The sequence below is a fragment of the Bacillus sp. YKCMOAS1 genome, assembly GCF_030268125.1.
Classification (GTDB): domain Bacteria; phylum Bacillota; class Bacilli; order Bacillales; family Bacillaceae; genus Bacillus; species Bacillus safensis.
This window is the reverse complement of the sequence record NZ_BSEI01000011.1, coordinates 24,927-38,094: the sequence shown is the minus strand read 5'-3', so window position 1 is coordinate 38,094 and position 13,168 is coordinate 24,927. Positions and strand designations below refer to the sequence as shown.

Here is a 13,168-nt window from a genome sequence, read left to right as displayed (position 1 = left end):
TCAGCGTTTGACTGACTACCTATGAAGTATCATAGGATTTTTTTATAAAAACTCGAATTAACAGGTACGTTTTGTCTCGTTTAGTTTTCAAAGATCATGTTCAAAATGGAGCGGGTGATGAGAATCGAACTCACGACATCAGCTTGGAAGGCTGAGGTTTTACCACTAAACTACACCCGCGTGGTTTGTATTGGCGCGCCCGAGAGGAGTCGAACCCCTAACCTTTTGATCCGTAGTCAAACGCTCTATCCAATTGAGCTACGGGCGCTTAATCAGGCGACTTAATTATCTTAACATATCGTTTTTATTAAGTCAACATCTTTTTGAAATTTGTTTGCCGCATCCGTGTGAACATCTGTGTTTCAAATACGTCATCAGCGACGAATAAAAATATACCATGGATCACATAAAAGGGTCAATACATTTTTCTAAAAAAGTTTCATGTTTTTTTAAAATTGATTTTTTCTTAGATCAATAGACATGTAATAGCCCTATTTTCTTCTCTTTCTTCATAATTCCAATGATTCTTAAATAAAATCTTTCTAAATACAAAGGAGGACAAAACATGGCCACATAGAATTTTTATTTATTGGAAAATTCTTAATATTTTTCCAAGCATTTAAAGGAGGTAGGAGATGATGAAAAAGTTTATCGCTTTTCAGATCATGATCGCTTTGGTGATAGGAGCTCTTATCGGCCATTTCTTCCCTGACTTCGGAATGGCTCTGCGGCCAATTGGAGATGGATTCATCAGGCTGATTAAAATGATCGTTGTTCCAATCGTTTTCTCTACCATTGTTATTGGTGCAGCCGGCAGTGGCGGCATGAAGAAAATGGGCAGCCTTGGATTAAAGACGATCATTTGGTTTGAGGTCATCACAACCATCGTTCTTGGGATCGGGCTATTATTGGCAAATGGTCTAAAGCCTGGCGTTGGTCTCGATTTCTCTAAATTAGCTAAGAAAGATATTGGGGAATTAGATGGTTATACTGAGAAGGTCGTTGACTTTAAACAAATGGTATTAGATATCATTCCAACCAATATCGTCGATGTTATGGCTCAGAATGATTTACTTGCTGTTATTTTCTTCGCCATATTATTTGGTGTAGCGGCAAGCGGCATCGGTAAAGCATCTGCTCCTGTTCTCACCTTCTTTGAATCAGTGGCACAAATCATGTTTAAGCTCACACAGATGGTGATGGTAACAGCACCTATTGGGGTTCTTGCATTAATGGCTGCTTCTGTCGGCCAATATGGCATTGTTTTATTAATCCCAATGATGAAGCTTGTCGGGACTGTTTTTTTAGGATTATTCATTATTCTCTTTGCTTTATTCCCTCTGGTCGCACTGATCTTCCGTTTTAACTACTTCGAAGTATTAAAAATGATTTGGGATTTGTTCCTTGTTGCCTTCTCTACTACGAGTACTGAAACTGTCCTTCCTCAATTGATGGAACGAATGGAGAAATACGGGTGTCCAAAAAGAATCGTTTCCTTCGTCATTCCATCTGGTCTTTCTCTCAATTGTGATGGATCAAGTTTATATTTATCGGTTGCCTGCGTATTCCTTGCACAAGCGTTTGGTGTCGACATGAGTCTGTCGCAGCAGCTTTTGATGATGCTTGTTCTTGTATTAACGAGTAAAGGTATTGCAGCTGTGCCATCCGGTTCACTCGTTGTTCTTTTGGCTACCGCTCATGCAGTAGGTCTTCCCGCAGAAGGCGTTGCCATCATAGCCGGTGTTGACCGAATTATGGATATGGCACGAACAGGCGTGAATGTTCCAGGGCATGCAGTTGCTTGTATTGTCGTATCTAAATGGGAAAAAGTATTCCGCGAGTCAGCTTGGGAAGTTCCAAAAGCAGGTAAAGAAACAAAAGGGATGTAATGTTATATGAAGGAAAGGGTACGCCCTTTCCTTTTTTATGCTAAAAACGTTTGCTTTAGTACGGCTTTTCCTCGAGGATGCAGCTGCACTTCTGCATATGCCCCATTAATCAGCGTCATTTGCGGCGGGACATGTCCACAATCTATATCGTAAAAAATGGGGATTTGTAGTTCTTTTTGTAATTCTTCATATACATCCTGATACTGATACCCTTCAACAGGCACATCTACTGCACTTCGCCCAAACAACATACCTGAACAGTGATCAAACCACCCTGCTAGTTTTAATTGAACAAGCGATCTCTTCACACTTGCAGCATTTAATTCGCAGTTTTCGAAATACCAAAGAATTGGTTCATCTTTTATGAATGTTTTCTGAAAAGTTTTGACGTCCCCATAAGGTGTCCCTGCTAAATGACGTATGACATCAATGCAACCACCCATCAGTCTTCCCTTTACTATTTTTTCTTGTTGATCAACCGTATGCCATGCGGTAGGTTCTGTTAAATGAAAAACATGTTTAATCGGATCGTCACGCTTCCATTCCTTTTGATACATAGTTGAAGAAAATTGGCTTATGTCCATTTCCCCTTTTGTTGAAAGCACTTCTTCCCACATGACAGTCGTTTGATCAAGTTCTTCTCCTTGAAGATCTACTAGGTTCGGTCCATGCGCTGTGGCAATGCCTGTTTTCAATGTCAACGCCAGCAAAAGTACACTCGTATCTGAGTAACCAAGAATCCACTTTTTTTTCATCGATGAGAAATCGAGGTGCTCTAACACTTCCATAAGCAACTGTCCTCCCCATGGCGGGATGATGTGATCAATCTCATCACATGTCATCATGTACTGAAGTTCGTTTGCTCGTTCTATCGCAGGGGCAGATTTTGCCTTTGTCTGCTGCCAGACCGTCTCTCCACATATGACATCATAACCTCTATTTTTCATTCGTTCACATGAAAGCTTAAACATATCATGTAAAGTTGGCTGTACACCTGAGGAAGGTGCAGTGACGCCAATTGTTTGTCCTTTTTGCAAATGCGGAAATTGAATCACTCTGCTTCCCTCCAATCTCTATTTCTCTTACCCTATCCATTTTAGAGAAAATGCCCCTTTTATAAGGGACATCTCTTTTTATTCTTTTTGGCGCAGTACAGTATAGACTCCTGCAAAGATACATAGAATCCCAATGAATGAGCGTATCCCCATCTCTTCACCTAAAAGCAGCCAGCCAAGAGCTGCCCCTACGATCGGTTGAAAGAAAAAGAACAGACCGCCGCTCGAGGCATCCATCAATTGAAGCCCTCTATTCCACAAAAAGAATGCAAGAGCTGTTGAGATGATGCCTAGATAGAGAATACCGCCCCAAATCTCCGGTCTTGCCATCTGCTCCACATCTAGGTGAGGTAAACGAAATAAAACAGGTGGTGTTAAGACAATGAATGCAATGATGATCGCATATGTGGTCGTCACCACTTGAGGGTACTTTCCTGGAACTCGTTTAAGCAAAACAGACATGAGCGCCCATGTAAAAGCAGCGATGACGAGTGAGAGACCGCCAATAAATTCATCTGTTTGCACTGCGACTGGTCCAATCATGAGCCATACACCTGCTGTAGCAAGCAGGATGGATGCGCATTTTCTAACAGTCATGGCTTCTTTTAATAGAAAGAACGCAAACAGCACCATAAAAGCAGGGGTCGCAGATGTAATCACAGCCCCCATTTGTGCAGATGTATACATGGTGCCGATTTCTTGGGTCACAATTGATAGGAAATTTCCGATCAATCCGATCATTACAACAAGCGGGATATCTTTTTTATCTAATCGAAAGGAATAGCCCAAGCGCCATATGGTGCACACCAGCACAATTCCTGCTACAGCATATCTCATCCATACAAGCTCAAGCGGCGGAACCACCGCTACTGTTACTTTGACAACAACGTACATGCCGCCCCAAATACTTGCAGCGATTGCTAGGTAAAGGGCGCCTATATATTTTTCATTCATCTTTTCCCCTCCGTTACTGGATATATTGATCGCCATATCCACAAAACGGAGATCACTCTCCGTTATGGACGGAGGGTGTTTGGTACATCATGTTCAAATAAAGGCTTCCATTGCATTGTCGTCACCTCATTTGTTTTTATTTTCAGACTACTTTATAACAAATTCTGGTTGACTTCAATCCTTTTTTGTCACCATTTTTCTTCATATAATAGAAGATAAACGGGTCTTGACATGCTGAATTCGTTTTCATATAGTAAGTAAAACTATAGGTGGTCACGCAGAAAAGGAGTAGAGGTCGTTGGATATTGAAGCGAGGAAACACATTCCCAGCACGGAACACGAACCATTTCTCGAGGGAATAAAAGATTGTGTGCCAACCCTGCTTGGTTATATGAGTATCGGGTTTGCCTTTGGAATTGTTGGAATTAGTGCACAGTTGAGCTTATGGGACATTGCACTTCTAGCAATCTTTATTTATGCTGGTGCTTCACAGTTTATTATCTGTGCACTGCTTGTCACGGGAAGTCCCCTTTCCGCTATTATTCTCACTACATTTATTGTGAATCTGCGTCATTTATTACTCAGCCTGACGCTGGCTCCTCATTTTACACGCTACTCTTTAAAACAAAATATCGGATTCGGTCTCTTGCTGACTGATGAATCCTTTGGCGTAGCCATGAATAAATTAGCTCAGCATGGAAAGCTGAATAACCGGTGGATGCACGGACTGAACATAACAGCTTATTTATGCTGGATTGCGGCCTGCATACTTGGCGGCATTTTTGGACACTGGATTTCAAATCCTGAAGCGCTTGGTCTTGATTTCGCTTTATCAGCGATGTTTGCTGCACTGCTAGTCCTTTCGTTACAGACAGTTCCCAAAAATAAGTTAACTCATCGCCTGTCACTTGTTTTGTATATGGTCATTGCCATGTTTGTCCTGCTTCATTTTGTTCCCTCACACGTGGCTGTTCTGTTAGCCACCATGATTGTCGCAACCATTGGGGTGGTGACAGATAAATGATCAGCAGCTTTATGTTATGGCTCATTGTTGGTTGTATGATCGTCACCATCATTCCAAGAGTCGTACCCTTTATATTTGTCCGAAGTATTCAGCTGCCTGAAGTGGTGCTGAAATGGTTATCGTTTATTCCTATTTGTATCTTTACAGCTTTGATTGCAGAGCATCTCTTCATCCATACAACAACAGGCACAGGCGTCACTATCCATTGGATGTATCTTGCTGTCTTGACTCCCACTGTACTCATCGCTGTTTGGACAAAAAGCTTGTCACTTACTGTTCTTGTCGGCGTCATGCTGATGGGCACTGCTAGATGGTTTTTCTAAAAGAAAAAGCTTAACCACATGTGGTTAAGCTTTTTTTCATTTGACGATTCCGTATACAAATCCATCATAACCTTTTTCACCAACAGTTTGAATCGCTGTTGCCTCTATTCTCGGTTCTTGTTTGAGTAAATCAAAAAATTCACGAGTTCCTTGCACTCGTTCATCCCCACTAGAGTCATGAAGGACTGCTCCATTTCTGACGACATTGTCCGCAATAATGACTGTTCCCTTTTTTGAGAAATCTAACGCCCACTTTAGATATTTCGGATTGTTTGGTTTATCTGCGTCAATGAAAATCAAATCGAATGGAAGCGCAGCCCTCTCTTTTAACTGAGATAACGTATCTAATGCCTTTCCTTGCAAGATGCTCACTCGTTCCGATAAGCCCGCTCTGCTGATGTTTTGCTGTGCGATTTGTACATGATGGCTGTCAGCCTCTAATGTGATGAGTTCTCCATCCTCTTCAAGAGCACGCGCAAGCCAAATAGTACTGTATCCACCAAGTGTCCCGATTTCTAAAATGCGCTTTGCATTCTTCGTTTTTGCTAATAAATAAAGCATTTTCCCTTGGGCTGGTGACACATCAATTGCTGGCAGACCTGCTTGCTTATTATGAGTAAGGGCTTGCTCCAATACGTCATCTTTAAGAATCAACTTGTCTGTGATATACTCGTCAACTTTCTCCCACACGTGCTCCATTTCATCCATCTCCCTTGATCATGTCTTCTATCTCAAGTCTACATGATGATCGTGAGAGCGTATAATCAATTCTTTTCACACATCTATTCATTTTTTTGATGAAAGACATGCGATGATGAATACATGAAGCAACGCACTGGTTTCGGATCTACTCGTTCAGCTTATTTTTGACATCGCCTTTTTTATCTTGAAGTTTTCCTTTTGCTTGATCCTTTTTCCCTTCTGCTTTCAGGTTTTGATGATCCGTTGCTTCCCCAAGCTTTTCCTTGACTTGACCTTTGACTTGATTTGTTTTTCCTTTCGCTTTATCCATATGTCCTTTTTCTTCACTCATTTGTTCCACCTCCAAGTTTGATACTATTCATTTAGCCTTTTTGAAAGATACAAAACATCTGAGTGTGCGATGTACACGTTTCAGGTATGATAGACATACTGGAAAGAAGGGTGGGTGTTCTCATCAATGATCATCTCTGAAAAGATATTCACAGTTCGTGGGCTGACCTATCATATTCGGTCCGCTTCAATGGCCGATGCCAAACAGTTATCAGCTCTCAGACTGAAAATCGATGGTGAAACAGAATATTTAGACCGTGAACAAGGCGAAGCCTTTCTTGATGAAAAAGCATTTGAGGCTTTGATTCAAGAGGATACCAAGCAAAGCCGGCATTTATTTTTGGTCGCTGCTATTGAAGGAAAGATTGTCGGTTTTTCAAGATGCGAGGGCCATTCACTCAAGCGCTCTGCTCACAAAGTGACATTTGGCGTCGCCATCCAGAAAGATGCTTGGGGCTATCACATTGGGAAAGAGCTTTTAGCCGCCTCAATTGACTGGGCAGATCAGCAGGGCATTCAGAAGATCTCTCTTCATGTGCTTGAAACGAACAAAAAAGCCATTCGGTTATATGAGAACCATGGCTTTTTGATTGAAGGTGTATTAAAAAAAGATAAACGGCTGAGTGACGGATTATATTATGATACTGTTGTGATGGGCAGGCAGCGGCCAAGTTCCTGACCACTTACATAACGTAGCCCCATACCATTGAAACCGCACTGTAAATTAGAAGCACCCCCATCACATAATGGAACGGTCTTTCATAAGCAGTCAAAAAGCGCTTATACAAAGAGCCAAATAAGCTCCAGCTGAATGTACCGAGAAAGCCAATAAGTGCGAGAATCAGCGTCAATATGACATACTGCATATTAGATTGTCCATATGGCAAAACAAATGTTGAAATCACAGTCAATCCATACAAGATCGCTTTTGGGTTGATAAATTGCAGCATCATACCAGGGATAAAATGATTGTAGCGATCAAGTGTTTCGTCATCACCGCCTTTACTTTTCATGATTTTGACCGCTAAATAAATCATGTATGCGGCTCCGATGAACGCCATGACCCAGCCTATTTTCGGCATCACTTGATAAAGAATGATATTAAAGAAGCAGCTCAAACACAAAATAACGAGAAATCCGATACCCACACCTAAACAAAAGCGAAATGTTTGCTTAACCCCATATTTATTCGTAAAGACCATGGCCATGATGTTGTTTGGCCCTGGGGTAAAGCTGCTAACAAAAGCATAGATCAACATAGATACAATCAAGATGCCGCCCCCCTTATACGTTATTTAGACTTTAATTACTTTATTGCGTATATTACGTTTTATTGTAACGTTCGGTCTTTATAAAGTAAATAGAGAAAGGAGCTTTTTTCATGGAAGACGTACAATCGATTATTTCTAAAAATGTGAGGCTTCTTAGAGATCAAAAAAAATTAAGCCTCGAAAAGATGGCAGAATTAACTGGTGTCAGCAAGACCATGATTGGACAAATCGAAAGAGGAGAATCAACCCCTACCATCACGACTTTGTGGAAAATCGCCAACGGATTAAAAGTATCTTTTAGTGAGCTCATTTACGCACCACAGCCTGAAATCAAGGTGGTACGCAAGGAGGATGCGCAGGTTTTAACTGAGGACGACGGCCGTTATCGCGTATACACGACTTTTCCTTTCGATGACCGGGGGAAATTTGAAATGTACCGAGTAGAAATTGACCGAGGCGGGTCGCTGCGTGCGAGTGAACACATTGGGGGAACAGAGGAATTGATCACTGTTTTTGAGGGAGTCCTTGATTTATCCATTGGTGATGAACAATACACCTTAAAAGCCGGAGACTCTATTCGTTTTAAAGCGGACCGGACGCATACGTATAAACAATCCGGAGAACAAATGGTACGGATGCAAATGATTCTTTATTATCCTCAAGAAAAAAGCTGACAGGCTTGTCCACCTGTCAGCTTCCCATTTATTTAATTAAATCCTGGATCGCGTACAACCGTTCCAGTAAATGTGACTCTATATTTTCCTAATCCTAACTCTTCAATAGATGTTCGTTTTAAAATACCGACCCAGCCATCCTGTGCATATACAATACTGTCAGGGATGTTTGATGTCGTATATGTTCTTGTTACAGTTTCAGTTCGACTCGCTTGAACTGTTACTTCACCGTTTGCTTTCTCCTTTGCTTCCACCGGAGCAGTTGTGACTCCAGCACCCGTTAAAACAATGACTCCAACCAAAACAGAAGACATGACCTTTTTCATAAAAAAAATCCCTCCCTTTTTTGTTGAACATATTAACCATACCATAATTTAGAACTTTCGTAAGTTATTTTTTCATTTTTTTGAAAATTATGATATGATTGGCTTATACTGGATAGAGGGTGTTACATACTTCTATGCATTTATCCTCATCTCATTCTAGTCAAACAATTGTAAACGGAGGTGATTTCATGAAAAAATGGCTCATCTGTTTTCAACTTGTTTTCCTCTTCACCTTGGCGATCACACCAATTGCTTCTGCTGTTAAATGTCCTACTGTGAAACCATGTATCATTGATGTTTAAGCATAAGAAAAGGCCGATCAAGAGTTATTCACTTGATCGGCCTTTTTATTTATTTTTGCTCTGCTTCCCAGCGGGCAACTTCTTCTCTTACTTTAGGAGCTACTTCTTTTCCGAATAGCTCGATGGCTTTTAACACTTGATCATGCGGCATTGAACCAACCGGTACATGAAGCATAAAACGTGTGATGCCTACATTTTTTCTGAGATGAATGACTTTCTCTGCCACGGTATCTGGATCTCCTACATACAGCGCACCTTCTAAAGTTCTCGCTGCGTCAAACGTAGAACGAGTATAAGGTCCCCAGCCTCGCTCTCTCGCTAATGTGTTCATCACATGCTGTGTGGATGGGAAAAATTGATCTGCTGCCAGGTCTGTTTCTGCCGCAACAAATCCATGAGAATGTGATGCTACAGTTAATTTTTCAGGGTCATGTCCAGCGTGCACTGCCGCTTGCTTGTACAGTTGAACGAGCGGTGCGAACTGTCTTGGACTTCCGCCAATGATGGCAAGTACAAGCGGTAATCCTAGTAATCCAGCACGTACGACGGATTCACGGTTTCCTCCACTGCCGATCCAGATCGGAAGCGGATCTTGAACAGGTCTTGGGTACACCCCAACATCCTGAATAGATGGGCGATGCTTTCCGCTCCATGTTACACGCTCTGACTGCTGCAGCTTCAACAGCAAATCAAGCTTTTCTTCAAATAATTCTTCATAGTCATCAAGATCATAGCCAAAGAGCGGGAATGACTCAATAAATGAACCACGGCCTGCCATAATTTCTGCACGTCCGTTTGATAGTCCATCTAGCGTTGCAAAATCCTGAAATACACGAACAGGATCTGCTGATGAAAGGACTGTCACTGCACTTGTCAGACGAATATTTTTTGTTTGTGTTGCTGCAGCCGCTAAGACGACAGCTGGATTCGATGCGGCGAAATCCTCACGATGATGCTCACCTACGCCAAATACATCGAGACCGACTTGATCTGCTAAAATAATTTCTTCTACTACTTCTCGAATACGCTGTGCATGACTGACTGTTTTTCCTGTTTGAAAATCAGGTGTTGTTTCGACAAATGTACTAATTCCTAGTTCCATGATTGGAACCCCCTATCTTATAAATATGTCACAAATTCAGAAACTGGCTTTCTATAGCCTCTCGCTTGTCTGCTTTCTACTTTTTCTTTTCCAAGTGTAATCATTAACACAGGAACTAAATCTGATTGAATGTTTAATACATTTTTCATTGCTTCGGGATCAAAACCGATCATCGGGCAAGTATCCCAGCCTTTATTTTTAGCGGCAAGCATAAACAGCATGGCAGATAAGGAAGCATTGCGGATCGCCTCTTCCTTCTGGAAATCTGCCCCTCTCTGCTCATAAAAGCTCATGGTCTCTCTGACCATTTCTTCATATTGCTGCGTATTTAAAATGCCTAGCATTTTCAGGCCTTCATATATGTCCCCTGCGTGCTCATAAGCGTTTGGATCTCCGAGTACGATGATCGCTGCTGAAGCAGAGTGCACTTTATATTGTCCAAATGCCGCTTCTCTTACTTGTTCTTTCAGCTCTTCTGTTTGGACGACAACATATTGTGTGTGCTGTAAGTTAAAAGCAGATGGTGCCAGCTTGACCTCTTCAAATATGCTGTTAAGTTCTTCTCTCGAAATCGAGATATTTGGCAAAAAATTTGATGCAGATCGTCTTTCACGTACCAATGTATCAAAGCTGAGTGTCATCTTGTTTCCCCTTTTCGCGAAGTTGTTTTGCACCTAAACCGATTTTTTTTAGTAATTCAATGAGCTGCTCTTTTTCTTCTTTTTCAATAAAGGATAGATTTTGCGAAATGACCTCTGTGTGTTTAGGGAAAATGTCGTCAAACAATTGCTTCCCTTTTTCCGTAAGCTGCACATGGAATACCCGCTTATCTGAAGGCGCACATTGCCTTTTCACCAGTTCTTGTTTTTCTAGCTTGTTCACGACATATGTCATGCTGCCACTTGGGATTGACAAGATGTCGCTGATTTTTTGAACAGGCTGAGGTCCTTTACTGTAGAGCAATTCAAGGATCTGAAAGTTTTCAAATCCGATATCATAACGTTCAATGTCTTTTTGGATATTTGTAAAAAGGGCTTGATAGGCTTTCATCCATACGCGGAATAGCCTTAAATCTAATTCATGATCATGCTGCACCATGGCAACTACTCCTTTTTCAAGAAATCCTAAAACTAGGATAAATTTATCCTAACACTAGGATATTTTCTTGTCAATGAGTTTGTTTCATGAAAAAAAGACCACCTTGGTTCAGTGGTCCTCTTCTTTTAAGGTGAAATGCATTTCAGCAATTTGTTTATATTGATGTACTTCCTGTAATGAAAACTTGGATTCCAGATCCGCTGGCGAAAAGAGAGGAATTCCTCTTCCAATGATGACAGGTACGATTTGAAGAAAAAGCTCATCCACCAATTTTTCTTTTATGAAAGATTGAAGCAGTCCCCCGCCGCCGACAATCCAAATATTCCGGCCTGTTTCATTCTTTAATTTTTTCACAAATGATAAGACATCTTCGCGAATGATATGGGTTCCTTCCAGACTGTCTTGTAACGTACGTGACATGATATAACATGTCTTTCCTTCATAAGGAAATTCATCTGGTGACAGCTGAAGAACTTGTTCATATGTATTGCGCCCCATGATCAGCGTATCGACTGACGCATAAAAGGTGTCGTAGCTCGTTTCATCTTCGCCCTCTGTCCCTATTAGCCAATCGAGCCTGTGATCCTCTCTCGCTAAATATCCATCGATACTCATCGCCCCATAAAAAAGCAGTTTTCTTTTCTCACTCAATCCCACCACTCCCTTACCTCAAATAAGAACATATATTCTATTTTATCAAAAAGGAAAGACAAAGGCTACATAACTTTCTCCCTTTTTACGATTCCTGTTCCACCTTGACGAGAAGCTCGTATAATTTTTGCGCGAGCTTGCCGGCATCAATGGTCATTTCTTCATGAATCCATTCCTCTAGTACCCCCACGACACCAGATACGACAAAAGAGGCCTCTATTTGTTCATTCTCTGTAATAGGACGCTGATCAAGCTGCCACTCTTTCATGATTTTTTCTTTGAAAAAGGCTTTGAATTGATTGGTCGTTGGTCCATTTGGTTTTACAAATAACGTCAACATATACTGATTCTCTTTCAAGTATTCAGTCGTTTTGTTTAAAAAGGAAAGCATATCAAGAGGGTCCTGACTTGGAAAGGTTTCATCATATAACCCCCCGAGCTGATCGAATAGTTCTTTCTCAAGCTGTTCATATAAATCAAACACATCTTGATAGTGCAAATAAAAGGTTCCCCTGCCTAAATCCGCTTTCCTTGATAGCTCTGATACCGTAATCTGCTGCACTTCCTTTTCCTTTAACAGCTCAAGGAAGCTTTCCCGAATGGCTCTTTTTGTTTTGATTGTTCGTCTGTCCTTCATGAAATCCCCTCCGTTTTTGAACAATCAGGCCCTAACTGTCTAATTATGAACAGGTTATCATGCATTGCCGATGTTCGATCTCTTTACTTCTTATTATAATCAACACATGTTCAATAATATATATCTGTTCAAAAAAGGAGGCCATCATATGCTTCATTTCAGACTTGCCAGAGAGGATGAACTGCCTCAAGTGGCAGAGTTGTTAGATGATTCGTTTCAGGACTATTCATTTTTTGACTTATTATGTGAAAAGGTCTCAAAGCGCTCTGCTTTCGCTCGTCAGCTGCATTTGGTCAATACAAAGGTGTATTTTCAGCATCAAATCTGTTTTGTCGGGGTTGAGAACGAGAAGGTTGTGTCTGCTGCCCTTTTAAAGCATCCGCATCTTCCTGAACCAGGCGTCATGAATTATGTATTGTCAGGTGGGTTAAAGCTGCTCTTCACTGGCGGTATATCGGCCATTCAGCATGTGTTCCGTGTTTTAAAGGAGGCGAAAAAAGCGTGTTCTTCCTTAAAGAAGCCTTACTGGTATTTAGAAGCACTTGTCGTGGCAAAAGACCAACAAGGAAAAAAACTCGGAAGCCGCATGTTAAAGCAATGCCTTTTTCCCTTTATCGCCCGGCAAGGCGGCGGACTGTTCACACTGATTACACACAACGAGGCCAATCGTCATTTCTACCGGAAAAATGGCTGGATGGAGTTTGATGAAAGGGTATTGCGCGGAAAGGAAATGTCCTTGGAAAGCTGGAGCTATAAAACCGTGATTAAATAAGGTATCCTCTTTAGGTGATGATATAATAGAGTCAGTTCAATCAATGATCATACTTGGA

The 13,168-nt window shown here is 41.3% G+C and carries 17 protein-coding genes and 2 tRNA genes; 6 read left to right on the top strand and 13 right to left on the bottom strand.

The window, feature by feature from the left end:
* Window positions 1-106 precede the first annotated feature (106 nt).
* Together QSJ46_RS19395 and QSJ46_RS19390 are read right to left on the bottom strand one after the other, a co-directional pair.
* Window positions 107-180: transfer RNA gene (locus QSJ46_RS19395), tRNA-Gly, on the bottom strand.
* An 11-nt stretch (window positions 181-191) separates the two neighbouring features.
* Window positions 192-268: transfer RNA gene (locus QSJ46_RS19390), tRNA-Arg, on the bottom strand.
* A gap of 370 nt (window positions 269-638) precedes the next feature.
* Here QSJ46_RS19390 and gltP point away from each other — a divergent pair.
* Window positions 639-1,889 carry a glutamate-aspartate/proton symporter GltP gene (gene gltP / locus QSJ46_RS19385; RefSeq protein WP_039182997.1) on the top strand — a complete coding sequence of 417 codons (1,251 nt, stop codon included), beginning with the start codon at window positions 639-641 and terminating at the stop codon, window positions 1,887-1,889.
* A gap of 35 nt (window positions 1,890-1,924) precedes the next feature.
* On the opposite strand, the gene QSJ46_RS19380 is transcribed toward gltP, so the two are convergent.
* A complete protein-coding gene (locus QSJ46_RS19380) occupies window positions 1,925-2,944 on the bottom strand; it encodes a S66 family peptidase (RefSeq protein WP_047204130.1) in 1,020 nt (339 codons plus the stop codon).
* A gap of 78 nt (window positions 2,945-3,022) precedes the next feature.
* Window positions 3,023-3,898, bottom strand: a complete 876-nt coding sequence (locus QSJ46_RS19375; RefSeq protein ID WP_099662955.1) for a DMT family transporter — start codon at window positions 3,896-3,898, stop codon at window positions 3,023-3,025.
* A gap of 298 nt (window positions 3,899-4,196) precedes the next feature.
* Here QSJ46_RS19375 and QSJ46_RS19370 point away from each other — a divergent pair, with 298 nt between their 5' ends.
* Both QSJ46_RS19370 and QSJ46_RS19365 read left to right on the top strand, forming a co-directional pair.
* Entirely contained in the window at window positions 4,197-4,922 is a 726-nt protein-coding gene (locus tag QSJ46_RS19370; RefSeq protein WP_047204132.1) for an AzlC family ABC transporter permease, read from the top strand.
* Window positions 4,919-5,245 carry an AzlD domain-containing protein gene (locus tag QSJ46_RS19365; RefSeq protein ID WP_039176830.1) on the top strand — a complete coding sequence of 109 codons (327 nt, stop codon included), beginning with the start codon at window positions 4,919-4,921 and terminating at the stop codon, window positions 5,243-5,245. Before QSJ46_RS19370 ends, QSJ46_RS19365 begins: the two co-directional genes overlap by 4 nt.
* A 36-nt stretch (window positions 5,246-5,281) precedes the next feature.
* On the opposite strand, the gene QSJ46_RS19360 is transcribed toward QSJ46_RS19365, so the two are convergent.
* Window positions 5,282-5,944 carry an O-methyltransferase gene (locus tag QSJ46_RS19360; RefSeq protein ID WP_126681976.1) on the bottom strand — a complete coding sequence of 221 codons (663 nt, stop codon included), beginning with the start codon at window positions 5,942-5,944 and terminating at the stop codon, window positions 5,282-5,284.
* 148 nt (window positions 5,945-6,092) lie between these two features.
* Window positions 6,093-6,278: a CsbD family protein gene (locus tag QSJ46_RS19355; RefSeq protein WP_034665964.1), complete on the bottom strand. Its 186-nt coding sequence runs from the start codon at window positions 6,276-6,278 to the stop codon at window positions 6,093-6,095.
* A 126-nt stretch (window positions 6,279-6,404) separates the two neighbouring features.
* On the opposite strand from QSJ46_RS19355, the gene QSJ46_RS19350 reads away from it, so the two are divergent.
* Window positions 6,405-6,956, top strand: a complete 552-nt coding sequence (locus tag QSJ46_RS19350) for a GNAT family N-acetyltransferase (RefSeq protein WP_285605192.1) — start codon at window positions 6,405-6,407, stop codon at window positions 6,954-6,956.
* Between the two features lie 4 nt (window positions 6,957-6,960).
* Here the strand turns inward: QSJ46_RS19350 and QSJ46_RS19345 are convergent, their stop codons facing one another.
* Entirely contained in the window at window positions 6,961-7,548 is a 588-nt protein-coding gene (locus tag QSJ46_RS19345) for a LysE family transporter (RefSeq protein WP_285605191.1), read from the bottom strand.
* A 110-nt stretch (window positions 7,549-7,658) separates the two neighbouring features.
* Here QSJ46_RS19345 and QSJ46_RS19340 point away from each other — a divergent pair, with 110 nt between their 5' ends.
* Window positions 7,659-8,222, top strand: coding sequence for a helix-turn-helix domain-containing protein (locus tag QSJ46_RS19340; RefSeq protein ID WP_039176816.1), 564 nt, complete (start codon window positions 7,659-7,661; stop codon window positions 8,220-8,222).
* Window positions 8,223-8,254: 32 nt separating this feature from the next.
* On the opposite strand, the gene QSJ46_RS19335 is transcribed toward QSJ46_RS19340, so the two are convergent.
* The 6 genes from QSJ46_RS19335 to QSJ46_RS19310 form a co-directional block, all read right to left on the bottom strand.
* A complete protein-coding gene (locus QSJ46_RS19335; RefSeq protein ID WP_285605190.1) occupies window positions 8,255-8,548 on the bottom strand; it encodes a hypothetical protein in 294 nt (97 codons plus the stop codon).
* 351 nt (window positions 8,549-8,899) lie between these two features.
* Window positions 8,900-9,952, bottom strand: coding sequence for an LLM class flavin-dependent oxidoreductase (locus QSJ46_RS19330; RefSeq protein WP_024425426.1), 1,053 nt, complete (start codon window positions 9,950-9,952; stop codon window positions 8,900-8,902).
* A gap of 17 nt (window positions 9,953-9,969) precedes the next feature.
* Window positions 9,970-10,593, bottom strand: coding sequence for a nitroreductase family protein (locus QSJ46_RS19325; RefSeq protein ID WP_285605189.1), 624 nt, complete (start codon window positions 10,591-10,593; stop codon window positions 9,970-9,972).
* The gene (locus QSJ46_RS19320) at window positions 10,577-11,050 is read right to left on the bottom strand and encodes a MarR family winged helix-turn-helix transcriptional regulator (RefSeq protein WP_059376106.1); all 474 of its coding nucleotides are present in this window, start codon (window positions 11,048-11,050) and stop codon (window positions 10,577-10,579) included. The genes QSJ46_RS19325 and QSJ46_RS19320 overlap by 17 nt, the downstream gene beginning before the upstream one ends.
* A gap of 108 nt (window positions 11,051-11,158) precedes the next feature.
* Window positions 11,159-11,701 carry a dihydrofolate reductase family protein gene (locus tag QSJ46_RS19315; RefSeq protein WP_107164196.1) on the bottom strand — a complete coding sequence of 181 codons (543 nt, stop codon included), beginning with the start codon at window positions 11,699-11,701 and terminating at the stop codon, window positions 11,159-11,161.
* Between the two features lie 85 nt (window positions 11,702-11,786).
* Window positions 11,787-12,338 carry a TetR/AcrR family transcriptional regulator gene (locus QSJ46_RS19310; protein WP_047204137.1) on the bottom strand — a complete coding sequence of 184 codons (552 nt, stop codon included), beginning with the start codon at window positions 12,336-12,338 and terminating at the stop codon, window positions 11,787-11,789.
* Window positions 12,339-12,486: 148 nt separating this feature from the next.
* Between QSJ46_RS19310 and QSJ46_RS19305 the strand changes: the two genes are divergently transcribed.
* Entirely contained in the window at window positions 12,487-13,110 is a 624-nt protein-coding gene (locus QSJ46_RS19305) for a GNAT family N-acetyltransferase (RefSeq protein WP_107164194.1), read from the top strand.
* Window positions 13,111-13,168 lie beyond the last annotated feature (58 nt).

What these genes read in the sequence shown, in the direction of transcription:
- QSJ46_RS19360 (WP_126681976.1), bottom strand. Translation starts at nt 5,944, where the DNA reads ATGGAGCACGTGTGGGAGAAAGTTGACGAGTATATCACAGACAAGTTG.
- QSJ46_RS19350 (WP_285605192.1), top strand. Translation starts at nt 6,405, where the DNA reads ATGATCATCTCTGAAAAGATATTCACAGTTCGTGGGCTGACCTATCAT.
- QSJ46_RS19355 (WP_034665964.1), bottom strand. Translation starts at nt 6,278, where the DNA reads ATGAGTGAAGAAAAAGGACATATGGATAAAGCGAAAGGAAAAACAAAT.
- QSJ46_RS19330 (WP_024425426.1), bottom strand. Translation starts at nt 9,952, where the DNA reads ATGGAACTAGGAATTAGTACATTTGTCGAAACAACACCTGATTTTCAA.
- QSJ46_RS19305 (WP_107164194.1), top strand. Translation starts at nt 12,487, where the DNA reads ATGCTTCATTTCAGACTTGCCAGAGAGGATGAACTGCCTCAAGTGGCA.
- QSJ46_RS19335 (WP_285605190.1), bottom strand. Translation starts at nt 8,548, where the DNA reads ATGAAAAAGGTCATGTCTTCTGTTTTGGTTGGAGTCATTGTTTTAACG.
- QSJ46_RS19375 (WP_099662955.1), bottom strand. Translation starts at nt 3,898, where the DNA reads ATGAATGAAAAATATATAGGCGCCCTTTACCTAGCAATCGCTGCAAGT.
- QSJ46_RS19365 (WP_039176830.1), top strand. Translation starts at nt 4,919, where the DNA reads ATGATCAGCAGCTTTATGTTATGGCTCATTGTTGGTTGTATGATCGTC.
- QSJ46_RS19320 (WP_059376106.1), bottom strand. Translation starts at nt 11,050, where the DNA reads ATGGTGCAGCATGATCATGAATTAGATTTAAGGCTATTCCGCGTATGG.
- gltP (WP_039182997.1), top strand. Translation starts at nt 639, where the DNA reads ATGAAAAAGTTTATCGCTTTTCAGATCATGATCGCTTTGGTGATAGGA.
- QSJ46_RS19310 (WP_047204137.1), bottom strand. Translation starts at nt 12,338, where the DNA reads ATGAAGGACAGACGAACAATCAAAACAAAAAGAGCCATTCGGGAAAGC.
- QSJ46_RS19325 (WP_285605189.1), bottom strand. Translation starts at nt 10,593, where the DNA reads ATGACACTCAGCTTTGATACATTGGTACGTGAAAGACGATCTGCATCA.
- QSJ46_RS19340 (WP_039176816.1), top strand. Translation starts at nt 7,659, where the DNA reads ATGGAAGACGTACAATCGATTATTTCTAAAAATGTGAGGCTTCTTAGA.